At 72.9% G+C, this 15,102-nt stretch carries 13 protein-coding genes; 6 read left to right on the forward strand and 7 right to left on the reverse strand.

The genetic code is table 11. The annotated features are described in order from the left end of the window. Window positions 1-257: 257 nt before the first annotated feature. Genes ACIPSC_RS13740 through ACIPSC_RS13750 form a run of 3 tightly spaced genes read right to left on the reverse strand, consistent with a single transcriptional unit; the run spans window position 258 to window position 3,489 of the window. On the reverse strand, window positions 258-1,337 hold the full coding sequence (locus tag ACIPSC_RS13740; RefSeq protein WP_400826080.1) for a threonine aldolase family protein: 1,080 nt from the start codon (window positions 1,335-1,337) through the stop codon (window positions 258-260). Beyond that, window positions 1,334-2,092, reverse strand: coding sequence for an SDR family NAD(P)-dependent oxidoreductase (locus tag ACIPSC_RS13745; RefSeq protein WP_400825542.1), 759 nt, complete (start codon window positions 2,090-2,092; stop codon window positions 1,334-1,336). The genes ACIPSC_RS13740 and ACIPSC_RS13745 overlap by 4 nt, the downstream gene beginning before the upstream one ends. Beyond that, window positions 2,089-3,489 carry a DUF6421 family protein gene (locus tag ACIPSC_RS13750; RefSeq protein ID WP_400825544.1) on the reverse strand — a complete coding sequence of 467 codons (1,401 nt, stop codon included), beginning with the start codon at window positions 3,487-3,489 and terminating at the stop codon, window positions 2,089-2,091. The genes ACIPSC_RS13745 and ACIPSC_RS13750 overlap by 4 nt, the downstream gene beginning before the upstream one ends. Before the next feature lie 635 nt (window positions 3,490-4,124). Here ACIPSC_RS13750 and ACIPSC_RS13755 point away from each other — a divergent pair. Then, window positions 4,125-4,682, forward strand: a complete 558-nt coding sequence (locus ACIPSC_RS13755) for a DUF5134 domain-containing protein (RefSeq protein ID WP_400825546.1) — start codon at window positions 4,125-4,127, stop codon at window positions 4,680-4,682. A 205-nt stretch (window positions 4,683-4,887) separates the two neighbouring features. Next, complete coding sequence (locus ACIPSC_RS13760) at window positions 4,888-5,835, forward strand: M56 family metallopeptidase (protein WP_400825548.1); 948 nt, start codon at window positions 4,888-4,890, stop codon at window positions 5,833-5,835. A 46-nt stretch (window positions 5,836-5,881) separates the two neighbouring features. Here the strand turns inward: ACIPSC_RS13760 and ACIPSC_RS13765 are convergent, their stop codons facing one another. Beyond that, window positions 5,882-6,304, reverse strand: coding sequence for a MarR family winged helix-turn-helix transcriptional regulator (locus ACIPSC_RS13765; protein WP_400825550.1), 423 nt, complete (start codon window positions 6,302-6,304; stop codon window positions 5,882-5,884). 87 nt (window positions 6,305-6,391) lie between these two features. On the opposite strand from ACIPSC_RS13765, the gene ACIPSC_RS13770 reads away from it, so the two are divergent. Both ACIPSC_RS13770 and ACIPSC_RS13775 read left to right on the forward strand, forming a co-directional pair. Further along, a complete protein-coding gene (locus tag ACIPSC_RS13770; RefSeq protein WP_400825551.1) occupies window positions 6,392-7,909 on the forward strand; it encodes an MFS transporter in 1,518 nt (505 codons plus the stop codon). Window positions 7,910-8,124: 215 nt separating this feature from the next. Further along, complete coding sequence (locus tag ACIPSC_RS13775) at window positions 8,125-8,730, forward strand: TetR/AcrR family transcriptional regulator (RefSeq protein ID WP_400825553.1); 606 nt, start codon at window positions 8,125-8,127, stop codon at window positions 8,728-8,730. A gap of 76 nt (window positions 8,731-8,806) precedes the next feature. Here ACIPSC_RS13775 and ACIPSC_RS13780 read toward each other — a convergent pair whose 3' ends face one another. After that, window positions 8,807-9,673, reverse strand: coding sequence for a helix-turn-helix domain-containing protein (locus ACIPSC_RS13780; protein WP_400825554.1), 867 nt, complete (start codon window positions 9,671-9,673; stop codon window positions 8,807-8,809). A gap of 417 nt (window positions 9,674-10,090) precedes the next feature. Here ACIPSC_RS13780 and ACIPSC_RS13785 point away from each other — a divergent pair, with 417 nt between their 5' ends. Continuing rightward, a complete protein-coding gene (locus tag ACIPSC_RS13785; RefSeq protein WP_400825556.1) occupies window positions 10,091-10,624 on the forward strand; it encodes an ATP-binding protein in 534 nt (177 codons plus the stop codon). 282 nt (window positions 10,625-10,906) lie between these two features. Here ACIPSC_RS13785 and ACIPSC_RS13790 read toward each other — a convergent pair whose 3' ends face one another. Next, window positions 10,907-11,152 carry a DUF397 domain-containing protein gene (locus ACIPSC_RS13790; protein ID WP_400825557.1) on the reverse strand — a complete coding sequence of 82 codons (246 nt, stop codon included), beginning with the start codon at window positions 11,150-11,152 and terminating at the stop codon, window positions 10,907-10,909. A 512-nt stretch (window positions 11,153-11,664) separates the two neighbouring features. On the opposite strand from ACIPSC_RS13790, the gene ACIPSC_RS13795 reads away from it, so the two are divergent. Continuing rightward, the gene (locus tag ACIPSC_RS13795; protein ID WP_400825559.1) at window positions 11,665-12,582 is read left to right on the forward strand and encodes a hypothetical protein; all 918 of its coding nucleotides are present in this window, start codon (window positions 11,665-11,667) and stop codon (window positions 12,580-12,582) included. A 106-nt stretch (window positions 12,583-12,688) separates the two neighbouring features. On the opposite strand, the gene ACIPSC_RS13800 is transcribed toward ACIPSC_RS13795, so the two are convergent. Continuing rightward, the gene (locus tag ACIPSC_RS13800) at window positions 12,689-14,785 is read right to left on the reverse strand and encodes a hypothetical protein (protein WP_400825560.1); all 2,097 of its coding nucleotides are present in this window, start codon (window positions 14,783-14,785) and stop codon (window positions 12,689-12,691) included. Between the last annotated feature and the right edge of the window lie 317 nt (window positions 14,786-15,102).

Below are 15,102 nucleotides of genomic sequence, written 5' to 3' on the forward strand. Positions count from 1 at the left end.
CGCTGTTGAGTTCTCAAGGAACGGACACTTCCTTCAGGCGGCTTTCACACCGGCCCTCCGGGCGCTTCGTTCTTTCGTGTTTCCAGCTTATCAGACGATTTCCGCTCCGTTTTCCGGAGTTTCACTCACCCGACTTCGCTTTCCGCTTGTCCCCGCTCTCTCGCGGCGACTCCGGAACTGTACGGGGATCGACCTGCCACATGCAAATCGTCCCGCCCTGCATCAGCAGGACGGGACGATCCGCGGTCGAGGCGGCGTCAGCCGCGGCCCATCTCCTCGGAGATGGCGGCCGCGAAGGCGTCGATGTCGGCCTCGGTGGTGTCGAAGGCGCACATCCAGCGGACCTCACCGGTGTGCTCGTTCCAGAAGTAGAAGCGGTAGCGCTTCTGCAGCCGCTCGCTCACCTCGCGCGGGAGGATCGCGAAGACCGCGTTCGCCTGGACCGGGCGGACGACGGTGACACCGTCGATGTCCCGGACCGCCGCCTCCAGCCGGCTGGCCATGGCGTTGGCGTGGCCGGCGTTGCGCAGATAGAGGTCGCCGGCCAGCAGCGCCTCGAACTGGACCGAGACGAAGCGCATCTTCGACGCCAGCTGCATCGAGGTCTTGCGCAGGAACTTGATGTTCCGGACCTTCTCGGGGTTGAGCACGACCACGCACTCACCGAAGAGCAGGCCGTTCTTCGTGCCACCGAACGACAGCACGTCGACGCCCACGTCCGTGGTGAAGGCACGCAGCGGCACGCCCAGCGAGGCGGCGGCGTTGGCCAGGCGCGAGCCGTCCACGTGCACGAGCATGCCGTGCTGGTGGGCGTGCTCGACGATGGCCCGGATCTCCTCGACGGTGTAGAGGGTGCCGAGCTCGGTGCTCTGGGTGATCGAGACCGCGCACGGCTGCGCGCGGTGCTCGTCGCCGAAGCCCCAGGCCTGCTGGTCGATGAGCTCGGGCGTGAGCTTGCCGTCCGGGGTGGGGACGGTGAGCAGCTTGATGCCGCCCATCTTCTCCGGTGCGCCGCCCTCGTCCACGTTGATGTGGGCGGACTCGGCCGCGATCACGGCGCCCCAGCGCGGGAGCAGCGCCTGCAGGGCGACGACGTTGGCGCCGGTGCCGTTGAAGACGGGGTACGCCTCGGCCTTCTCGCCGAAGTGGCTGCGGAAGACGTCCTGAAGGTGGGCGGTGTAGTCGTCCTCGCCGTAGGCGACCTGGTGGCCGCCGTTCGCGAGCGCTATCGCGGCGAGGACCTCCGGGTGCACGCCGGCGTAGTTGTCGCTGGCGAAGCCGCGGACGGCGGGGTCGTGCCGCCGCACCGCGTCGGTACCGGGGGTGGGGTCGGTCATCGGGCTGTCAGCCACAGGTGCTGTCCGTTCAGTTCTGCTGCGGGGCGGTCCCAGAGGCCCGCCAGGGACACGGCGAGGTCAGCGGTGTCGGTGAAGCCCGGGAACTTCGCGTCCGGCTTCTCAGCCCGCATCTCGGGACTGACCAGCGCCTTGATCACCAGGATCGCAGCCGCGGCAGTGGGCTCGCCATCCTCGGCGGTGGTCTCCTTCTTGAAGGAGTCGGCCATCGCGAGGGTCCACGCCTCGGTGGCGGCCTTGGCGGCCGCGTAGGCGGCGCCGCCGGCGGTCGGCTTGTGGGCCGAGGCGGCGGAGATCATCGCGTAGCGGCCGGACTCGCTGCGGACCAGCGCGGGCTGGAAGGCCAGCGAGGTGTGCTGGAGGGTGCGCACCACGGTGTCGTGCAGGAAGTCCCAGTCGTCGATCCGGGTGTCGAAGAACTTCTTGCTGCCGCGCCAGCCGCCGACGAGGTGGAAGAGGCCGTCGACGTGGCCGTGCTCGGCCTCCAGGTGGTCGGCCCAGTCGTGGACCTCCTGCGGGTCGAGCAGGTCGATGACCTGGCCGCTGACCCGAGCGCCGGGGACGGCGATCCGGGTGGCGTCCAGCGCGGCCTCCAGGCGCTGGGCGTCGATGTCGGCGCCGATGACGGTGGCACCGTCGGCGGTGAGGCGGCGCAGCACCGCCTGGCCCGCCGGGCCGCTGGCGCCGGCGACGGCGATGACCTTGCCGGTCAGCGGCTTGTTGTCGGTGCTGGTCATGCGGCGACTCCCTGGGTGCTCGCGCCGGTGATGCCGGTGGTGGAGGCGATGACGCCACTGAGCTTCTTGTTGAGGGCCTCGTAGAACATGCTCAGCGGGAACTCGTCCGGGAGCACGGCGTCGCACAGCGCCTTGTTGAGCGCCTTGCCGTCGGTGATGTCGAGCGGCAGCGCGTCGGTGCCCTTCGCCCAGGTCGAGGCCGGGTGCGGGGTGAGGTAGCGGGAGACCAGCTCGTAGGCGGCGATCCAGTGGGCCGGCTTCGGGCGGTCGATGCCGTCCCGGTAGAGGGTCTCGATCTCGCCGCAGAGCGCGTTGGTGACCTGCGGCGCGCGCTCCCAGTCGATGCTGAGGCGGTTGTCGCGCCAGCGCAGCGCGTCGTGCTTGTGCAGGTACGCGAAGAGCAGCTGGCCGCCGAGGCCGTCGTAGTTGCGCACGCGGTCGCCGCTGACCGGGAAGCGGAACATGCGGTCGAACAGGATCGCGTACTGGACGTCGCGGGCGTGCTGGTTGCCCTCGGCCTCCAGCTTCACGGCCTCCTTGAAGGTCGTGAGGTCGCAGCGGAGCTCCTCCAGGCCGTACATCCAGAACGGGCTGCGCTGCTTGATCATGAAGGGGTCGAACGGCAGGTCGCCGTGGCTGTGGGTGCGGTCGTGCACGAGGTCCCACAGGACGAAGGTCTCCTGGGCGCGCTGCTGGTCCTGCAGCAGGCCCGCGGCGTCGGCCGGGATCTCCAGGCCGAGCTGCTGGACGGCGCTGGTGGTGACGGCGCGGAAGCGGGCGGCCTCGCGGTCACAGAAGATGCCGCCCCAGGTGAAACGTTCCGGCGCCTTGCGCACGGCCACGGTCTCGGGGAAGAGAACGGCGGAGTTGGTGTCGTAGCCGGCCGTGAAGTCGGTGAAGGTGATCGGCACGAACATCGGGTTGTCGAAGCGGGTGCGCTCCAGCTCGGCCAGCCAGTCCGGCCAGACGACCGTCAGCAGGACGGCTTCCAGGTTGCGGTCCGGGTTCCCGTTCTGGGTGTACATCGGGAAGACCACGAGGTGCTCCAGGCCGTCGACGCGCTGGTCGGCGGGCTGGAAGGCGAGCAGCGAGTCCAGGAAGTCGGGCTCCCGGTAGCCGGTGTCGGCCCACTTCGCGAGGTCGGCGTCGACGGCGGCGAGGTACTCGGCGTCGTGCGGGAAGTTGGGGGCGAGCTCCTCGACGGCGCCGCGGACCGTGGCGACCAGCGGGTCGACCGTGTGGCGCTGCACGGCGGCGAGGTCGATCGAGCCGTCCTTGGACTGGAGCGGGCGCAGGGCCTCGACGGCTTCCTTCAGGCGCAGCCAGGCCGGGTGGCCGGCGAGGTCGGAGACCGGGGCGTCGGCCGCCACGGCGAGCCTTGGCGAAAGATTCTGCATCGGGGACTCACTTCGACAGGAGGGTTTTCAACGGGACCACCATAAGTACGAAAGGTTCTCCTGTTCAAGGGGGGGCCTGGGCGAAGATGTCCCGCGGCCAGGGCCGATGGCCGGACGCTCCGGCCGGGGAGGCCGTTCGAATCTTGGGGACAGCGGCACTGTGGCGATGCGAACCTCCCGCCCTGCGCCCGGCGGTGGGCCTGGCGGCCCTCCCGGCCCTCGGCCCTTGCGAGCCTCGTGGGCCGGTGGCCCTCGTGGCCGCCGTGGCCCTCATGGGCTCGTGGCCCTCATGGCCGTCGAAGCCCACGCGGGCTCGTGGCCCGGGTGCACCGGCGGCCGCGGCGGAGCCGCCGGTCCCCGGCGCGCCTGCTCCGGTTCGGGGGCGTCGCGGACAGGCCCCCGTATGCCGACCATGCCGCCTGTGTTCCGGTGGCGCCACCGGGGAGGAGCGGAGCCGGCGGGGAAGGAGGTGACGGCGGAGGTCCGGTCCGGCCGGCGTCGCCCGTCACCGGCGTCCTGCGGAGGTCTCCACTCCGGCGCCCACCACCATGCGCCCCCGTGCGCGCCCTACTAGCCGTAGCCCCGAGCGGTGATCGTGGACGGTACGCACGTCCGCGCCGTCGGGGAGGCCTCCGTTGCACGGGCCAGTCCTGGTCAACTCGCTGCTGGCCGTCCTCACCGCGGCCGCCGGCGGCTACTGCCTCAGTCGGCTGCGCCGGGCCCCCGGCACCGCCGGGCCCGGGACGCACCGGCGCCACTCGCACGAGTCCGACGCCGCGGAGGCCCTGATGGGCTTCGGGATGGCGGCGATGGCCGTCTCCGGGGACGCCGTGCCGGCGGTCGTCTGGGCCTGGGTCTTCGGCGTGCCGGCGGCGGCCTTCCTGCTGGCCGCGGCGCTCGCGCCGGACCGCCGGGCGCACCGGCTGCACCACGCGATCGGCGGGCTGGCCATGACGTACGCGGCGCTGGCCATGGCGGCCGCACCCGCGCACGGCCACCACCACGCCGCGGCCGGGGGGACGCCGCTGCTGACCGGGGCCCTGTTGCTCTACTTCGGCGGCTACTCGCTCTGGGCCGGGACGCGGCTGCTCGGCACCACGGCGGGCCGGCTGACGGCGGCGACCGCCGGGCTCCCCCGGGCCTGCCGACTGTCGATGGGCATCGGCATGTTCGCCATGCTCCTGACGATGTGACGACGTGGCGATGCGACGACGTGGCGACGTGGCGATGCGACGCGCCGCCTCCGGACCCCTTCCCGACGCCCCGGACGACCCCCTGCCATGACCCGCGTGGCGTTGGTCACTGGGTGGCCGAAAGCCGTTCCCCGGGGCGCCGCCACGGCTTAGGTTGGCGGGGAGCGCGCTGTCGCGTTCCGTGCGTACTCGGGGAGCCCATGCCATGACGGCCCTGCTCGGCCTGCTGCTGCTCGGACTGCTGCTCTCGACCGTGGCGCCCCGGCTGCTGGCCCGGGCCGACTGGGCCGAGCGCGAACCCGTGCTGGCCCTGCTCGCCTGGCAGTGCCTGGTGGTGGCCGTGATGCTGTGCTGCGCGCTGAGCCTGTTGCTGGCCGCCTCGGCCGCCCTCCCCGGACTGCGTGACCTGGTCTTCGCCGGCGCCCCGCACGGCGTGGAGGCGGCGTACGGGCTGCAGGGCGGCGAGGGCTGGGGGCGGCTGTACGCCGCGGTGCTGGCCGCCGGCGGGGTGCAGACCGTGCTGGCGCTGACCCGTGAGGTCCGCTCCGCGACGGCCCTGCGCAACCGCCGTCACGCCCAACTGGCCGACCGGGCTCCCGAGTTGCCGGAGTCCATCGACACCGCACGGCACCGCAGGGAGCGGCTGGTGGTGCTGGAGAACGTCCGCCCCGAGGCCTGGTCGCTGCCCGGCCACAACTCCCGGCTGGTGGTCACCACCGGCGCCCTGCAGCAGCTGACCGACCGGGAGCTGGCCGCGGTGCTCAGCCACGAGCGCGGGCACGTCCGGGCCCGCCACCACTGGCTGTCCCAGTGCTCGCAGGCGCTGGCGTCGGGCTTCCCCGGGGTCGGGGTGTTCAGCGCCTTCCGGGACCAGGTGGGCGAGCTGGTCGAGCTGGCCGCGGACGACCGGGCGGCCCGCCGGCACGGCCGGCACACCACCGCCCTGGCGCTGGCCGAACTCAATCTGGGGCGCGGGGTGTTCGGCTCCTGCCCGCCCGGTCAGGCGCAGTCGCCGAAGCGGGTGGACCGGCTGCTCGCGGGGCGGCCGCGGCTGCCCGTGCTGCACCGGCTGCGGCTCACCGTGGCGGCGCTGGCCGCCCCGGCGGCCGTCGTGCTGGTGGCCGCCGCCCCGGGGCTCTCGGCGCTGATCTGACCGGCGCAGCCGGTCGCCGCCCCTCGCCCCCTGGGCCCTGTCCGGCCTAGGCGCAGCCGCCCTCCAGCGGGCCGCCGAGCGTGAGCGCGAGCACCTCGCGCTGGAGCGGGCGGGCCTCGGCGTAGCGCCGGCAGCCCTCCTCGGTGAGTGCGACCAGGATGCCCCGGCGGTCGTTGGGGCACATCGCGCGCGTCACCAGGCCGGCCTTCTCCAGCCGGCCGATCAGCCGGGAGAGCGCGCTCTGGCTCAGGTGGACGGTGTCGGCGAGCTCCTGCACCCGCAGGACGTGGGAGTTGTCCGCGTTCCGCTCCTCGACCAGGCGCTCCAGCACCTCGAACTCGCTCATGCCCAGGCCGTGCTTCTCGCCCAGCTCGCGGTCGAGCAGGCAGGACGCGGCGGCGTGCCGCGCCAGCAGGTCACGCCAGGACGCGACCAGCGCCGCGTCCGCGTCGGAGTCGAGTTCAGTCACGCCGCCACGCTACCACATGCACAGGAAGCTTATGCGTTCACATCTAATTCATTTGCATTGAATGCACGTGCATGTAGTGTCCTCCCCATGACCACCGCGCCTGCGACGACCTCTGACGATTCATCAACCGGCGGGCTGAGCTGGACTCCCCGCCTCTGGGGCACGCTGATCGTGCTCTGCGCCGCGATGTTCCTGGACGCCCTGGACGTCTCCATGGTGGGCGTCGCCCTCCCGTCCATCGGTTCCGAGCTCCACCTCTCCACCTCCACGCTGCAGTGGGTGGTCTCCGGCTACGTGCTCGGCTACGGCGGCCTGCTACTGCTCGGCGGGCGCGCCGCCGACCTGCTCGGCCGGCGCCGGGTCTTCCTGGTGGCCCTGGGCGTCTTCGCCGCTGCCTCGCTGCTCGGCGGGCTCGTCGACGACGGCGGCCTGCTGATCGCCGCCCGCTTCCTCAAGGGCGTCGCCGCGGCCTTCACCGCGCCGGCCGGCCTGTCGATCATCACCACCACGTTCGCCGAGGGCCCGGCCCGCAACCGGGCGCTGTCGATCTACACCACCTGCGGCGCCAGCGGCTTCTCGCTCGGCCTGGTGCTGAGCGGCCTGCTCACCTCGGTCGGCTGGCGCTGGACCTTCCTGATGCCGGTCCCGGTCGCCCTGATCGCCCTGCTCTTCGCCGTCCGGCTGCTCCCCCGCCCCACCGAGGAGCGGGCGCAGGGCGGGTACGACGTGCTCGGCGCGATCACCGGCACCGCCGCCGTGCTGCTGCTGGTCTTCACCGTCACCGAGGCTCAGGGCGCCGGCTGGCTGAGCGTGCGCACCCTCGGCTCGCTGGCCGTGGCCGCCGTGCTCGCCACCGCGTTCCTGGTGGTCGAGACCCGGACCGCACACCCGCTGGTCCGGCTCGGCATCTTCCGCAACGGCTCGGTCGCCCGGGCCAACCTGATCGCGTTCACGATCTTCGGCTCGTACGCCGGCTTCCAGTTCATCGTCACGCTCTACCTGCAGCGACTGCTCGGCTGGTCGGCCCTGGAGATGGCGCTCGGCCTGCTCCCGGCCGGCGCCCTGGTCGCCCTCTCGGCGACCCGGATGGGCGCGATCGTCGACCGCTTCGGCACCGGGAAGCTGCTGCCGATCGGCGTGCTCTCCCTGGTGCTCGGCTACACCGTCTTCCTCGGGCTCGACGAGCACAGCTCCTACCCGGCGCTGGTGCTCCCCAGCATGATCCTGCTCGGGATCGGCTTCGCCCTCGCGTTCCCGTCCGTCAACATCGCCGCCACCTCCGGTGTCGCCGACGAGGAGCAGGGGCTCGCCTCCGGCCTGGTCAACACGGCCTTCCAGGTGGGCAGCGCGGTGGTGCTCGCCGTGGCCACCGCGGTCATCACCGCGGGCAGCGGCGGCGGCGAGAGCCCGGCGGCCCAGCTGGACGGCTACCGCCCCGCACTGGTGCTGGTCACCGCGGTCGCCCTGGTGGGCTTCGCGGTCGCCGCGGCGGGCGCCGTACTCGACCGGCGACAGAAGCGGGCAACTCCAGTGTCGGTGCCGGACTATGATTATCCGTCAGTCGACCTGGCCGACCAGCAGGACGGGATGCTGACGAAGAGCTGAACGACGCCCGGGGCCCCCGCGCCCCCGGGCGGGCGCCGACTCCACCAAACCCCCGTGTTGGTGGAGTCGGCGCTTCCGTACCGGTCGGCCCGTCTGCGCCCGCCCGGTGCGGAAGACCCGGTGCGGCCGCTCGCCCCGCCAGTATATTGGCCGGGAGCCAACGAACGTACGGAGCAGACACGATGGCACCTCGCGGGGAATCGGTCAATGAGGAAATGCGCCAACGCTCCCGTCGGCGCATCATGCGCGCCACCGTCGAGCTCGTCGACCAGCGCGGCTACGCCGGCACGACGCTGGGCGACATAGCCGAGCGGGCCGGGCTGGCCCGCGGGCTGCTCTCCTACTACTTCGACGGCAAACGGCTGCTGATGCAGTCGGCGACCCACCGGATGATGCACAAGGCGCTCTCCAGCGCGCTGGGCAAGCTCGCGCCCGGGGCCTCGCCGGAGGCCCGGCTGGCCCGGGCGATCGACGCCGTGCTGGGTCTGGCGGTGGAGCACCCGCGGGTGATGCGCTCGCACCTGGCCCTGATTCTGGACCCGGACACCGGGGCGTTCGTCCAGGACCCGGAGCAGCGCCGGCTCGGCGCGATCCTCCAGGACCTGCTGCGGGAGTGGGGCGCGCCGGATCCGGTGGCCGAGCACGCGGTGCTGCGCAGTGCGCTGATGGGCGGCTGCATCGGCGTGCTGCTGCCGGGGGCCGAGCTGCCGCTGGCGCCGATCCGGGCGGACCTCTTCCGCCGCTACGGCCTGGACTGGCGGCTGGGCGTGCCGCCGCAGCCCCTGCCGCCGGAGCACGAACGGCCGACGGCCCGCGACTGACGCGCGGCGTCCGCCGGTCCCGGACGAACGACTCCCGGAGAACGACTCCCGGCAGAACGGCCCGGGGGCGGGCGCGTCAGCGCTCCTTGAGGATCGACGCCAGCAGGTCGATGGTGCGCTCGGGGGTCAGGCTGTCCACGCAGAGCCGCTCCATGACCTGGATGTAGGCGTCCACGTCGTCACGCTTGTCGAGGTAGAGCGCGCTGGTGAGCTGCTCCAGGTAGACCACGTCGGCGAGGTCCTGCTCGGGGAAGCGCAGGATGGTGAAGGCGCCGGACTCCCCGGCGTGCGCGCCGAAGCGGAACGGCATCACCTGGATCACCACGTTGGCCTGCTCCGCGATGTCGATCAGGTACTGCACCTGACCGCGCATCACCTCGGGCCCGCCCACCGGGCGGCGCAGCGCGGCCTCGTCGATGACGGCCCAGAGGCGGGGGCTGGCGCCCTCGGTGAGCAGCTTCTGCCGGCGCAGGCGCAGGCTGACCCGCCGCTCGACCTCCTCCTCGCTGATCACCGGCCGGCTCTGGCCGAAGACGGCCCGGGCGTACTCCTCGGACTGCAACAGGCCGGGGATGAACTGCACCTCGTAGGTGCGGATCAGCGCCGCGGCCTCCTCCAGGCCGACGTAGGTCTGGAACCAGCCCGGCAGGACGTCGTTGAAGCTGTGCCACCAGCCGGACTTGTTGGCCTCGCGGACCAGGCCGAGCAGGGCCTCGCGCTCGCCGCCGTCGTCCACCCCGTAGAGGCTGAGGAGGTCGGCGACGTCGCGCTCCTTGAAGCTGACGCGGCCGAGCTCCATGCGGCTGATCTTCGACTCGGAGGCGCGGATCGCGTAGCCCGCGTCCTCGCGGGTGATGCCGCGGGCTTCGCGCAGGCGGCGCAGCTGTGAGCCGAGGAGGATCCGGCGGACCATCGAGCCGCCGCCCGGCTGAACTGTGGTCATGCGTCGAAACCTCCACCTAGGGCAAACAGCGCACAGTCTGCCATCAGTTGAGCGCTCACGGTGCCGATACTGACGGATGTTCCTATCAGTTCTGCACCTCACACACCAGGATGCACGTGCATTCGGCGCTTGCATATGCCATTTGAACGACTGCACGTGAATCGACTCTTGCATCTGCAGTGAGCGCAGAGGACCATGGTGCACGTGCACCTGCACATCCCTGGCAATCCCGCGGGCTCCGCGTCCGACCCCACGCGCGACTCCGCGCACCAGCCCGGCAGCGCCCCGGCGCCACCGGGCGTTCGTGTGCGCGCGCGCCTGGTCGAGGGGGCGGCCGCGCGGCCGAGCGAGTCGGAGGTGACCGGCATGACCCCGGCGGGTCCAGCCGTGTCCGCCCCCTTATGGGAGGAGCTCTTCATGGGCACCGGTACGGCCTTGGCAGTCGATCCCCATGTGGTCACCTGTACGCTCGCCCCCCGCTACGAAGCCGTCAGAACCGCGCGCGACTTCGCCCGAACCGCTCTTCAGCGCTGGGGGCTGGACGAGCTGTTCGACGATGTCGCGCTGGTGGCCTCGGAGTTGGTGACCAACGCCCTCCGGCACGCGATCGGCGCGCGTCCGGGAACGGCGGGCAGCGCGCTCGACCAGTACGACTTTCCCACCCAGGCGGGCCCGGAGGGAAGACTTCCGATCCGGATCAGCCTGGTGCACCGCGCGCCGCAGGTGGTCTGCGCGGTGAGCGACCCCAGCAGTGCCGGCCCGGTGGCACGGGAGGCGGACTTCGTCGCCGAGTCGGGCCGGGGGCTGCACCTGGTGGACTCCTTCAGCCACTCCTGGGGCTGGCACCCACTGGGCAGCGGCAAGGTGGTCTGGGCACTCTTCGAGGCCGGGTCGGAGGCCGCACAGAGCCCGGCACCCGGACTCGGCGGCCGGCACCGGCGCTCGGCCTAGATCCCCGGCTCCGGACCGCGACCACCGCGGCACCCCGTTCGGAACGCGACCACGGCACCCGAACGAGCACCACGACTCCGGCGGCGGCGACCGGCGACCCTCGGGCAGCGGGCACCGGCCGGCCTCGCACCCCTCACGACCGCGACGGCGGACCGGACGGGCGGGCGAGGCGCACGAACCGCACGCGGGAGGCCCCCGGGCCCCGCAGAACCGCCGGCAAGACAAAGGCCGTCGTGGTGTCAGCACCCACGACGGCCCCCCGATGGTGAAGGCGACGGCCGGTCAGACCGCCAGGTGGTCGAACTCCCCGTCCTTGGCCCCCAGCAGCAGCGCCGCGATCTCGGCCCGGGTGTAGATGAGCGCGGGACCGTCCGGGAAGCGCGAGTTGCGCATCGCCACCTCGCCCCCCGGGAGGGCGGCGAACTCGACGCAGTTGCCCTGAGAGTTGCTGTGCAGGCTCTTCTGCCAGACCACGTCCTTGAGGTCCGCAGCCGCCATCCCGTTGTACGTGCCGTGCGTGTCGTGCATAGAAATCTCCCGAAGAGCTCCGGAGTGGTCGTCCAGCGCGGCGCCCCGGCCACAGCCGAACGACTGGACCGGCCCCGTACCGGCCCGGCACAACGCCTCACTTGACGCGATGATAGCTCCAGTGCACGTGCATCAGCACGGGACAGTGCAGGTGCACGGGCCCTTCGCCATCGAACCGCAACTCTTCACCACCTCGACACCTGACGGTACGTAAGCGGACAAAGCCGACTGAATCGGCGAGCTTCCGATAACCGCCCGTAGGCAGCTCCCCGCTGAATGTTGATCTTCGGACGCCCGGAGTCGCACTTCCGTGACCCTGCGTCAGACGGCCGCAGCCCTGTGAGACATCTCACGCGCCACCGGTGCAACAGAGGGCGGGTCCGGACGCGTCCGGGGCGACGCCCCCGCTCCGCGAGGACATTGCACCCTATGTCCGGTTTTGCGGCAGGCCGCCCCGCTCGGTTCGGTAGCCGACTGCAGGCAGGGCGGCCCGATGTCCTACGATCTCCGCCATGAGCACCGCAGCCATCCCGGGCGCGCCACTGCCCGTCCGCACCCCAGGCTCCCGTGCGCGGGGGCGCCACCGCCGCCCCGAGCGCCCCGAGATCCCGACCGGAGCCCCCGCCCTGGTGCTCGCTGTGCCCGCGACCGCCGGCCCGGAGTCCCGCCCGGTGGTCGAGGAACTCCTCTCCATCGTGCGCAGCGAGCAGACCGGCGTACAGACCGCCGCCGGTTACCTCCCGGCCGGCGAGGCCGGGGGCGAGGCCTCCACCGAGGACCGCACCGTCGCCGAGCTGCTGGCCGCGGCCGCCGAGGCCGGCCTGCCCGCGCCGGTCGTGGTGCCGCTGGCGCCGGGGCCGCACGGCTTCCTGACCGAGCTGCACGCGCTGGCCGCCGAGTACGGCGCCCAGGTGACCGACGTGCTGGGCCCGCACCCGCTGCTGGCCGAGGCCGTCCACGTGCGGCTCTCCGAGGCCGGCCTGGCCCGCGCCGACCGCGCCCGGCTGTTCGCCATCGCGACCGCCGCGGACGGCGTCGTGCTCACCACCGTCGGTGGCGAGGACGCCGCGGCCGCCGCCGGGATCACCGGTGTGCTGCTGTCGGCCCGCCTCGCCGTGCCGGTCGTCGCCGCCGCGCTCGACATCCCCGGCTCGGTGGCCGAGGCCGTCGCGCACCTCAAGGAGATGGGCGCGCAGAACCCGGCGCTGGCCCCACTGGTGATCGGCCCGGAGGCCGACTCCGAGCTGCTCGCCGCGGCCGCCGAGGAGAGCGGCTGCCCGTCGGCCGCCCCGCTGGGCGCGTACCCGACGGTCGGCCAGCTGATCGGCTCCACCTACCTGGCCGCGCTGCCGGCCCACGTCGTCGAGGCCGAGGAGGCCGCCGAGGAGCCCGCCGCGGGCTCCGGTGGCGGGCGGCACGCCGCCGAGTAGGCGGGAACGGCAGAACGCCGTGCGAGGCCCGGAACGGTGGCGTTCCGGGCCTCGCGCGTGCCGTGGGCGGCCGGGGAGCGGGCGGGCCTGCCCGCGGCCGGAACGATCAGGAGCCGCCGCCGACCCGTCCGGTGGGCGCGGCGGCGTCCTTGAACCGCAGCGTCGGCAGCTGCACCGGCCGGGACTGCGCGGCGAACGAGGCGAGCGGGGTGCTGCTCGCGTTCCACTGCGGCTGCGCGGTGCCGCCGTCCTCCGCCCGGCGCACCTGGAGCACCTCGGCCCGGCCGGCCCGGCGCAGCAGGACGTTCTTCGGCGGCCCGGCCTCCGGGTCCAGCCAGAGCTCGTTCCCGCCGAACTCGCAGTCCAGCACCAGGACGTCGTCCGGCTTGCCGTCGGGCGTGGCCCGGAAGGCCAGGCCGGCCCGGCGGTAGCCGGTGAACCGGCTGCGGCTGAAGGTGACGGCCTCGCCGGCCAGTTCGTGGTGGGCGGTGGAGACGGCGAAGTCGCTCTGCCCGGCGCCGTCGATCAGCAGCCCGTCGAAGACGGTGCCCTTCTCCCGGCCGAGCGCGTGCAGCGCCACTCCCCCGCCGGCGTTGCCGTAGAGGACGCTAGCGGTGTAGTCGAAGTCGTTGAGGTAGGCGCCGTGCTCGATGCCCCAGCCGCCGTTGTGGTAGGCCGCGAACTCGGTGACCACGTGGTGCTGCCGGGCGTTCAGCCAGACGAAGATGCCGTCCTGCAGGTTGTTGTGGGCCAGACAGCGCTGGAAGGTCCAGACCCCTTCGCTGTTCTCCGGCCACTCGAAGCCGGAGGCGCCGTTGGCGCCCTGGACGCCGACGGCCACGCAGTCCAGCGCCTTGCCGCCGGTGCCGGCGCCCAGGTTGAAGCCGGTCAGCCGGTAGGCCCGCGGGTTGGGCTCCAGCACGGTGCGGGAGGCGACGCAGGACTCGTAGACGATGTCGTCGGACGGCTGTTGCGGGGTGCGGGTGTCCAGCGGGCCGTCCCACCAGTAGGCGTCCTCCCAGGTGTCGTGGCTGATGCAGCTGCGGAAGGTGATGCCGTGGCTGGCGTGCGGGACGTACGCGTGGTTGCCGGCGTCGCGCACCACCACGCCCTCGACCACGGTGCCGCGGGTGGCGTCGCCGAGCATGTGGAAGTGGAGCCCGTACCGGCCGAGCACCGGCGCGGTGACCGGGACGGTACCGTCCGGGCCCTTCCAGCTCTCGCTGGTGTCGGTCCGCGGGCCGACCCAGCGCAGCGCGGCGTGCCGGACGTCGGCCCGGCGGGAGCTGGTGAGGTGGACGTGGGCGCGGCCCTTGGCGGAGCCCTCGACCCGGACGCTGCGGGTCAGGTTGAGCACCTCCGCCCCGACCGTGACGCCGCCGCCGACGGCGACCCGGGGGTGGGCGTACCGGAGCGGGGCCTCCAGGGTGACGGTGGATCCGCTGACGGAGCGCACCACGGCGAGGTCGTAGCGGGCGGAGAAGCCCTCCTCGTCCGGCGGACCGGTCGGGGTGACGGCCAGTTCGTCACCGGGCTGCCAACCCGCGGGCGGCGCGGCGAGGCTGACGGTGGTGGCGCCGGCCCGCAGCTCGCCGGCCGCGCGCACCCAGGCGGTCTTGGCGGCGCCGTCCAGCCGCAGGTAGCCGGCTCCGGTGACCCAGAGGCCGACGTCGGTGTCGACCACGTTCATGCCGTCGCCCCGGAAGCGCTTCTCGTCGACGGAGGGGAAGCGCAGGGTGTGCACGGCGCTGCCGCCGGGGGCGAGGGCGAGGGTGCCGCGGACCTCGACGTTGCCGGCCGAGCTGAGGGTGACGCCGCGGTCGGCGGCGAAGGTGAGCGAGCCGCCGGGCTCGACCAGCAGGGAGCCGACGGCGGCGTCGGTGTCGAGCAGCACCCGGTCGGTGATCCGGACGGCGCTCTGCGGTCCGGGGAGCCGGCCGCCCCAGCCGGCCGGGTCGGACCAGCGGCGGCCGCCCTGGCCGGGCGCGGGGGCGTCGCCCTCGGCGCCGTCGGCGGACGTGGGCGGTGCGCCGGGGCCGTGCTCCGGGCCGCCGTGCTCCGGGCCCCCGTCGCCGCCGGTGTCGGCCAGGCTGGTGGTGGTGCTCCCGGCGGTCGGCCCGGCCGAGCCGGTCAGTGAGCGCCGCAGGACCTCCTCGCCGCCGATCGCCGCGAACGCCGTGCCGACGGCGAGCCAGCGCAGCATTGTGCGGCGGCTTACGGGAGTTCGGGGTCGTTCGGGCGGGATGTCCGGTCTGCGATGCTTTGCCCTGCGATGCGCTCCGCGGGCTCCGTCGGCCGGCTGTCCGCCGCCCTGCTCCTCGTCCATGGCCATCGCTGCGTAGCCCTCCCCCCAGACGGCTCCGTCGGTCCCGACGTTCTGAAGCATAGGCAGTTGCGGCGGCCCGCACGGGCGTTGCCGGAAATCGGTCATTTCTGATCATGGTGGACACGCCACAGGCAGGTGGTTCGCAAACCGTGACGGGTGTCACACATGTTTGCGGTTTGAACTTGAGTCTGCTT

It is taken from the genome of Kitasatospora sp. NPDC090091 (genome assembly GCF_044747365.1).
Classification (GTDB): Bacteria; Actinomycetota; Actinomycetes; order Streptomycetales; family Streptomycetaceae; genus Kitasatospora.

Excerpts from the sequence above, each read along its gene's own strand:
- ACIPSC_RS13780 (WP_400825554.1), bottom strand. The coding sequence starts at position 9,673 with ATGACCACAGTTCAGCCGGGCGGCGGCTCGATGGTCCGCCGGATCCTC.
- ACIPSC_RS13745 (WP_400825542.1), bottom strand. The coding sequence starts at position 2,092 with ATGACCAGCACCGACAACAAGCCGCTGACCGGCAAGGTCATCGCCGTC.
- ACIPSC_RS13770 (WP_400825551.1), top strand. The coding sequence starts at position 6,392 with ATGACCACCGCGCCTGCGACGACCTCTGACGATTCATCAACCGGCGGG.
- ACIPSC_RS13740 (WP_400826080.1), bottom strand. The coding sequence starts at position 1,337 with ATGACCGACCCCACCCCCGGTACCGACGCGGTGCGGCGGCACGACCCC.
- ACIPSC_RS13785 (WP_400825556.1), top strand. The coding sequence starts at position 10,091 with ATGGGCACCGGTACGGCCTTGGCAGTCGATCCCCATGTGGTCACCTGT.
- ACIPSC_RS13795 (WP_400825559.1), top strand. The coding sequence starts at position 11,665 with ATGAGCACCGCAGCCATCCCGGGCGCGCCACTGCCCGTCCGCACCCCA.
- ACIPSC_RS13760 (WP_400825548.1), top strand. The coding sequence starts at position 4,888 with ATGACGGCCCTGCTCGGCCTGCTGCTGCTCGGACTGCTGCTCTCGACC.
- ACIPSC_RS13790 (WP_400825557.1), bottom strand. The coding sequence starts at position 11,152 with ATGCACGACACGCACGGCACGTACAACGGGATGGCGGCTGCGGACCTC.
- ACIPSC_RS13750 (WP_400825544.1), bottom strand. The coding sequence starts at position 3,489 with ATGCAGAATCTTTCGCCAAGGCTCGCCGTGGCGGCCGACGCCCCGGTC.
- ACIPSC_RS13800 (WP_400825560.1), bottom strand. The coding sequence starts at position 14,785 with ATGCTGCGCTGGCTCGCCGTCGGCACGGCGTTCGCGGCGATCGGCGGC.
- ACIPSC_RS13775 (WP_400825553.1), top strand. The coding sequence starts at position 8,125 with ATGCGCCAACGCTCCCGTCGGCGCATCATGCGCGCCACCGTCGAGCTC.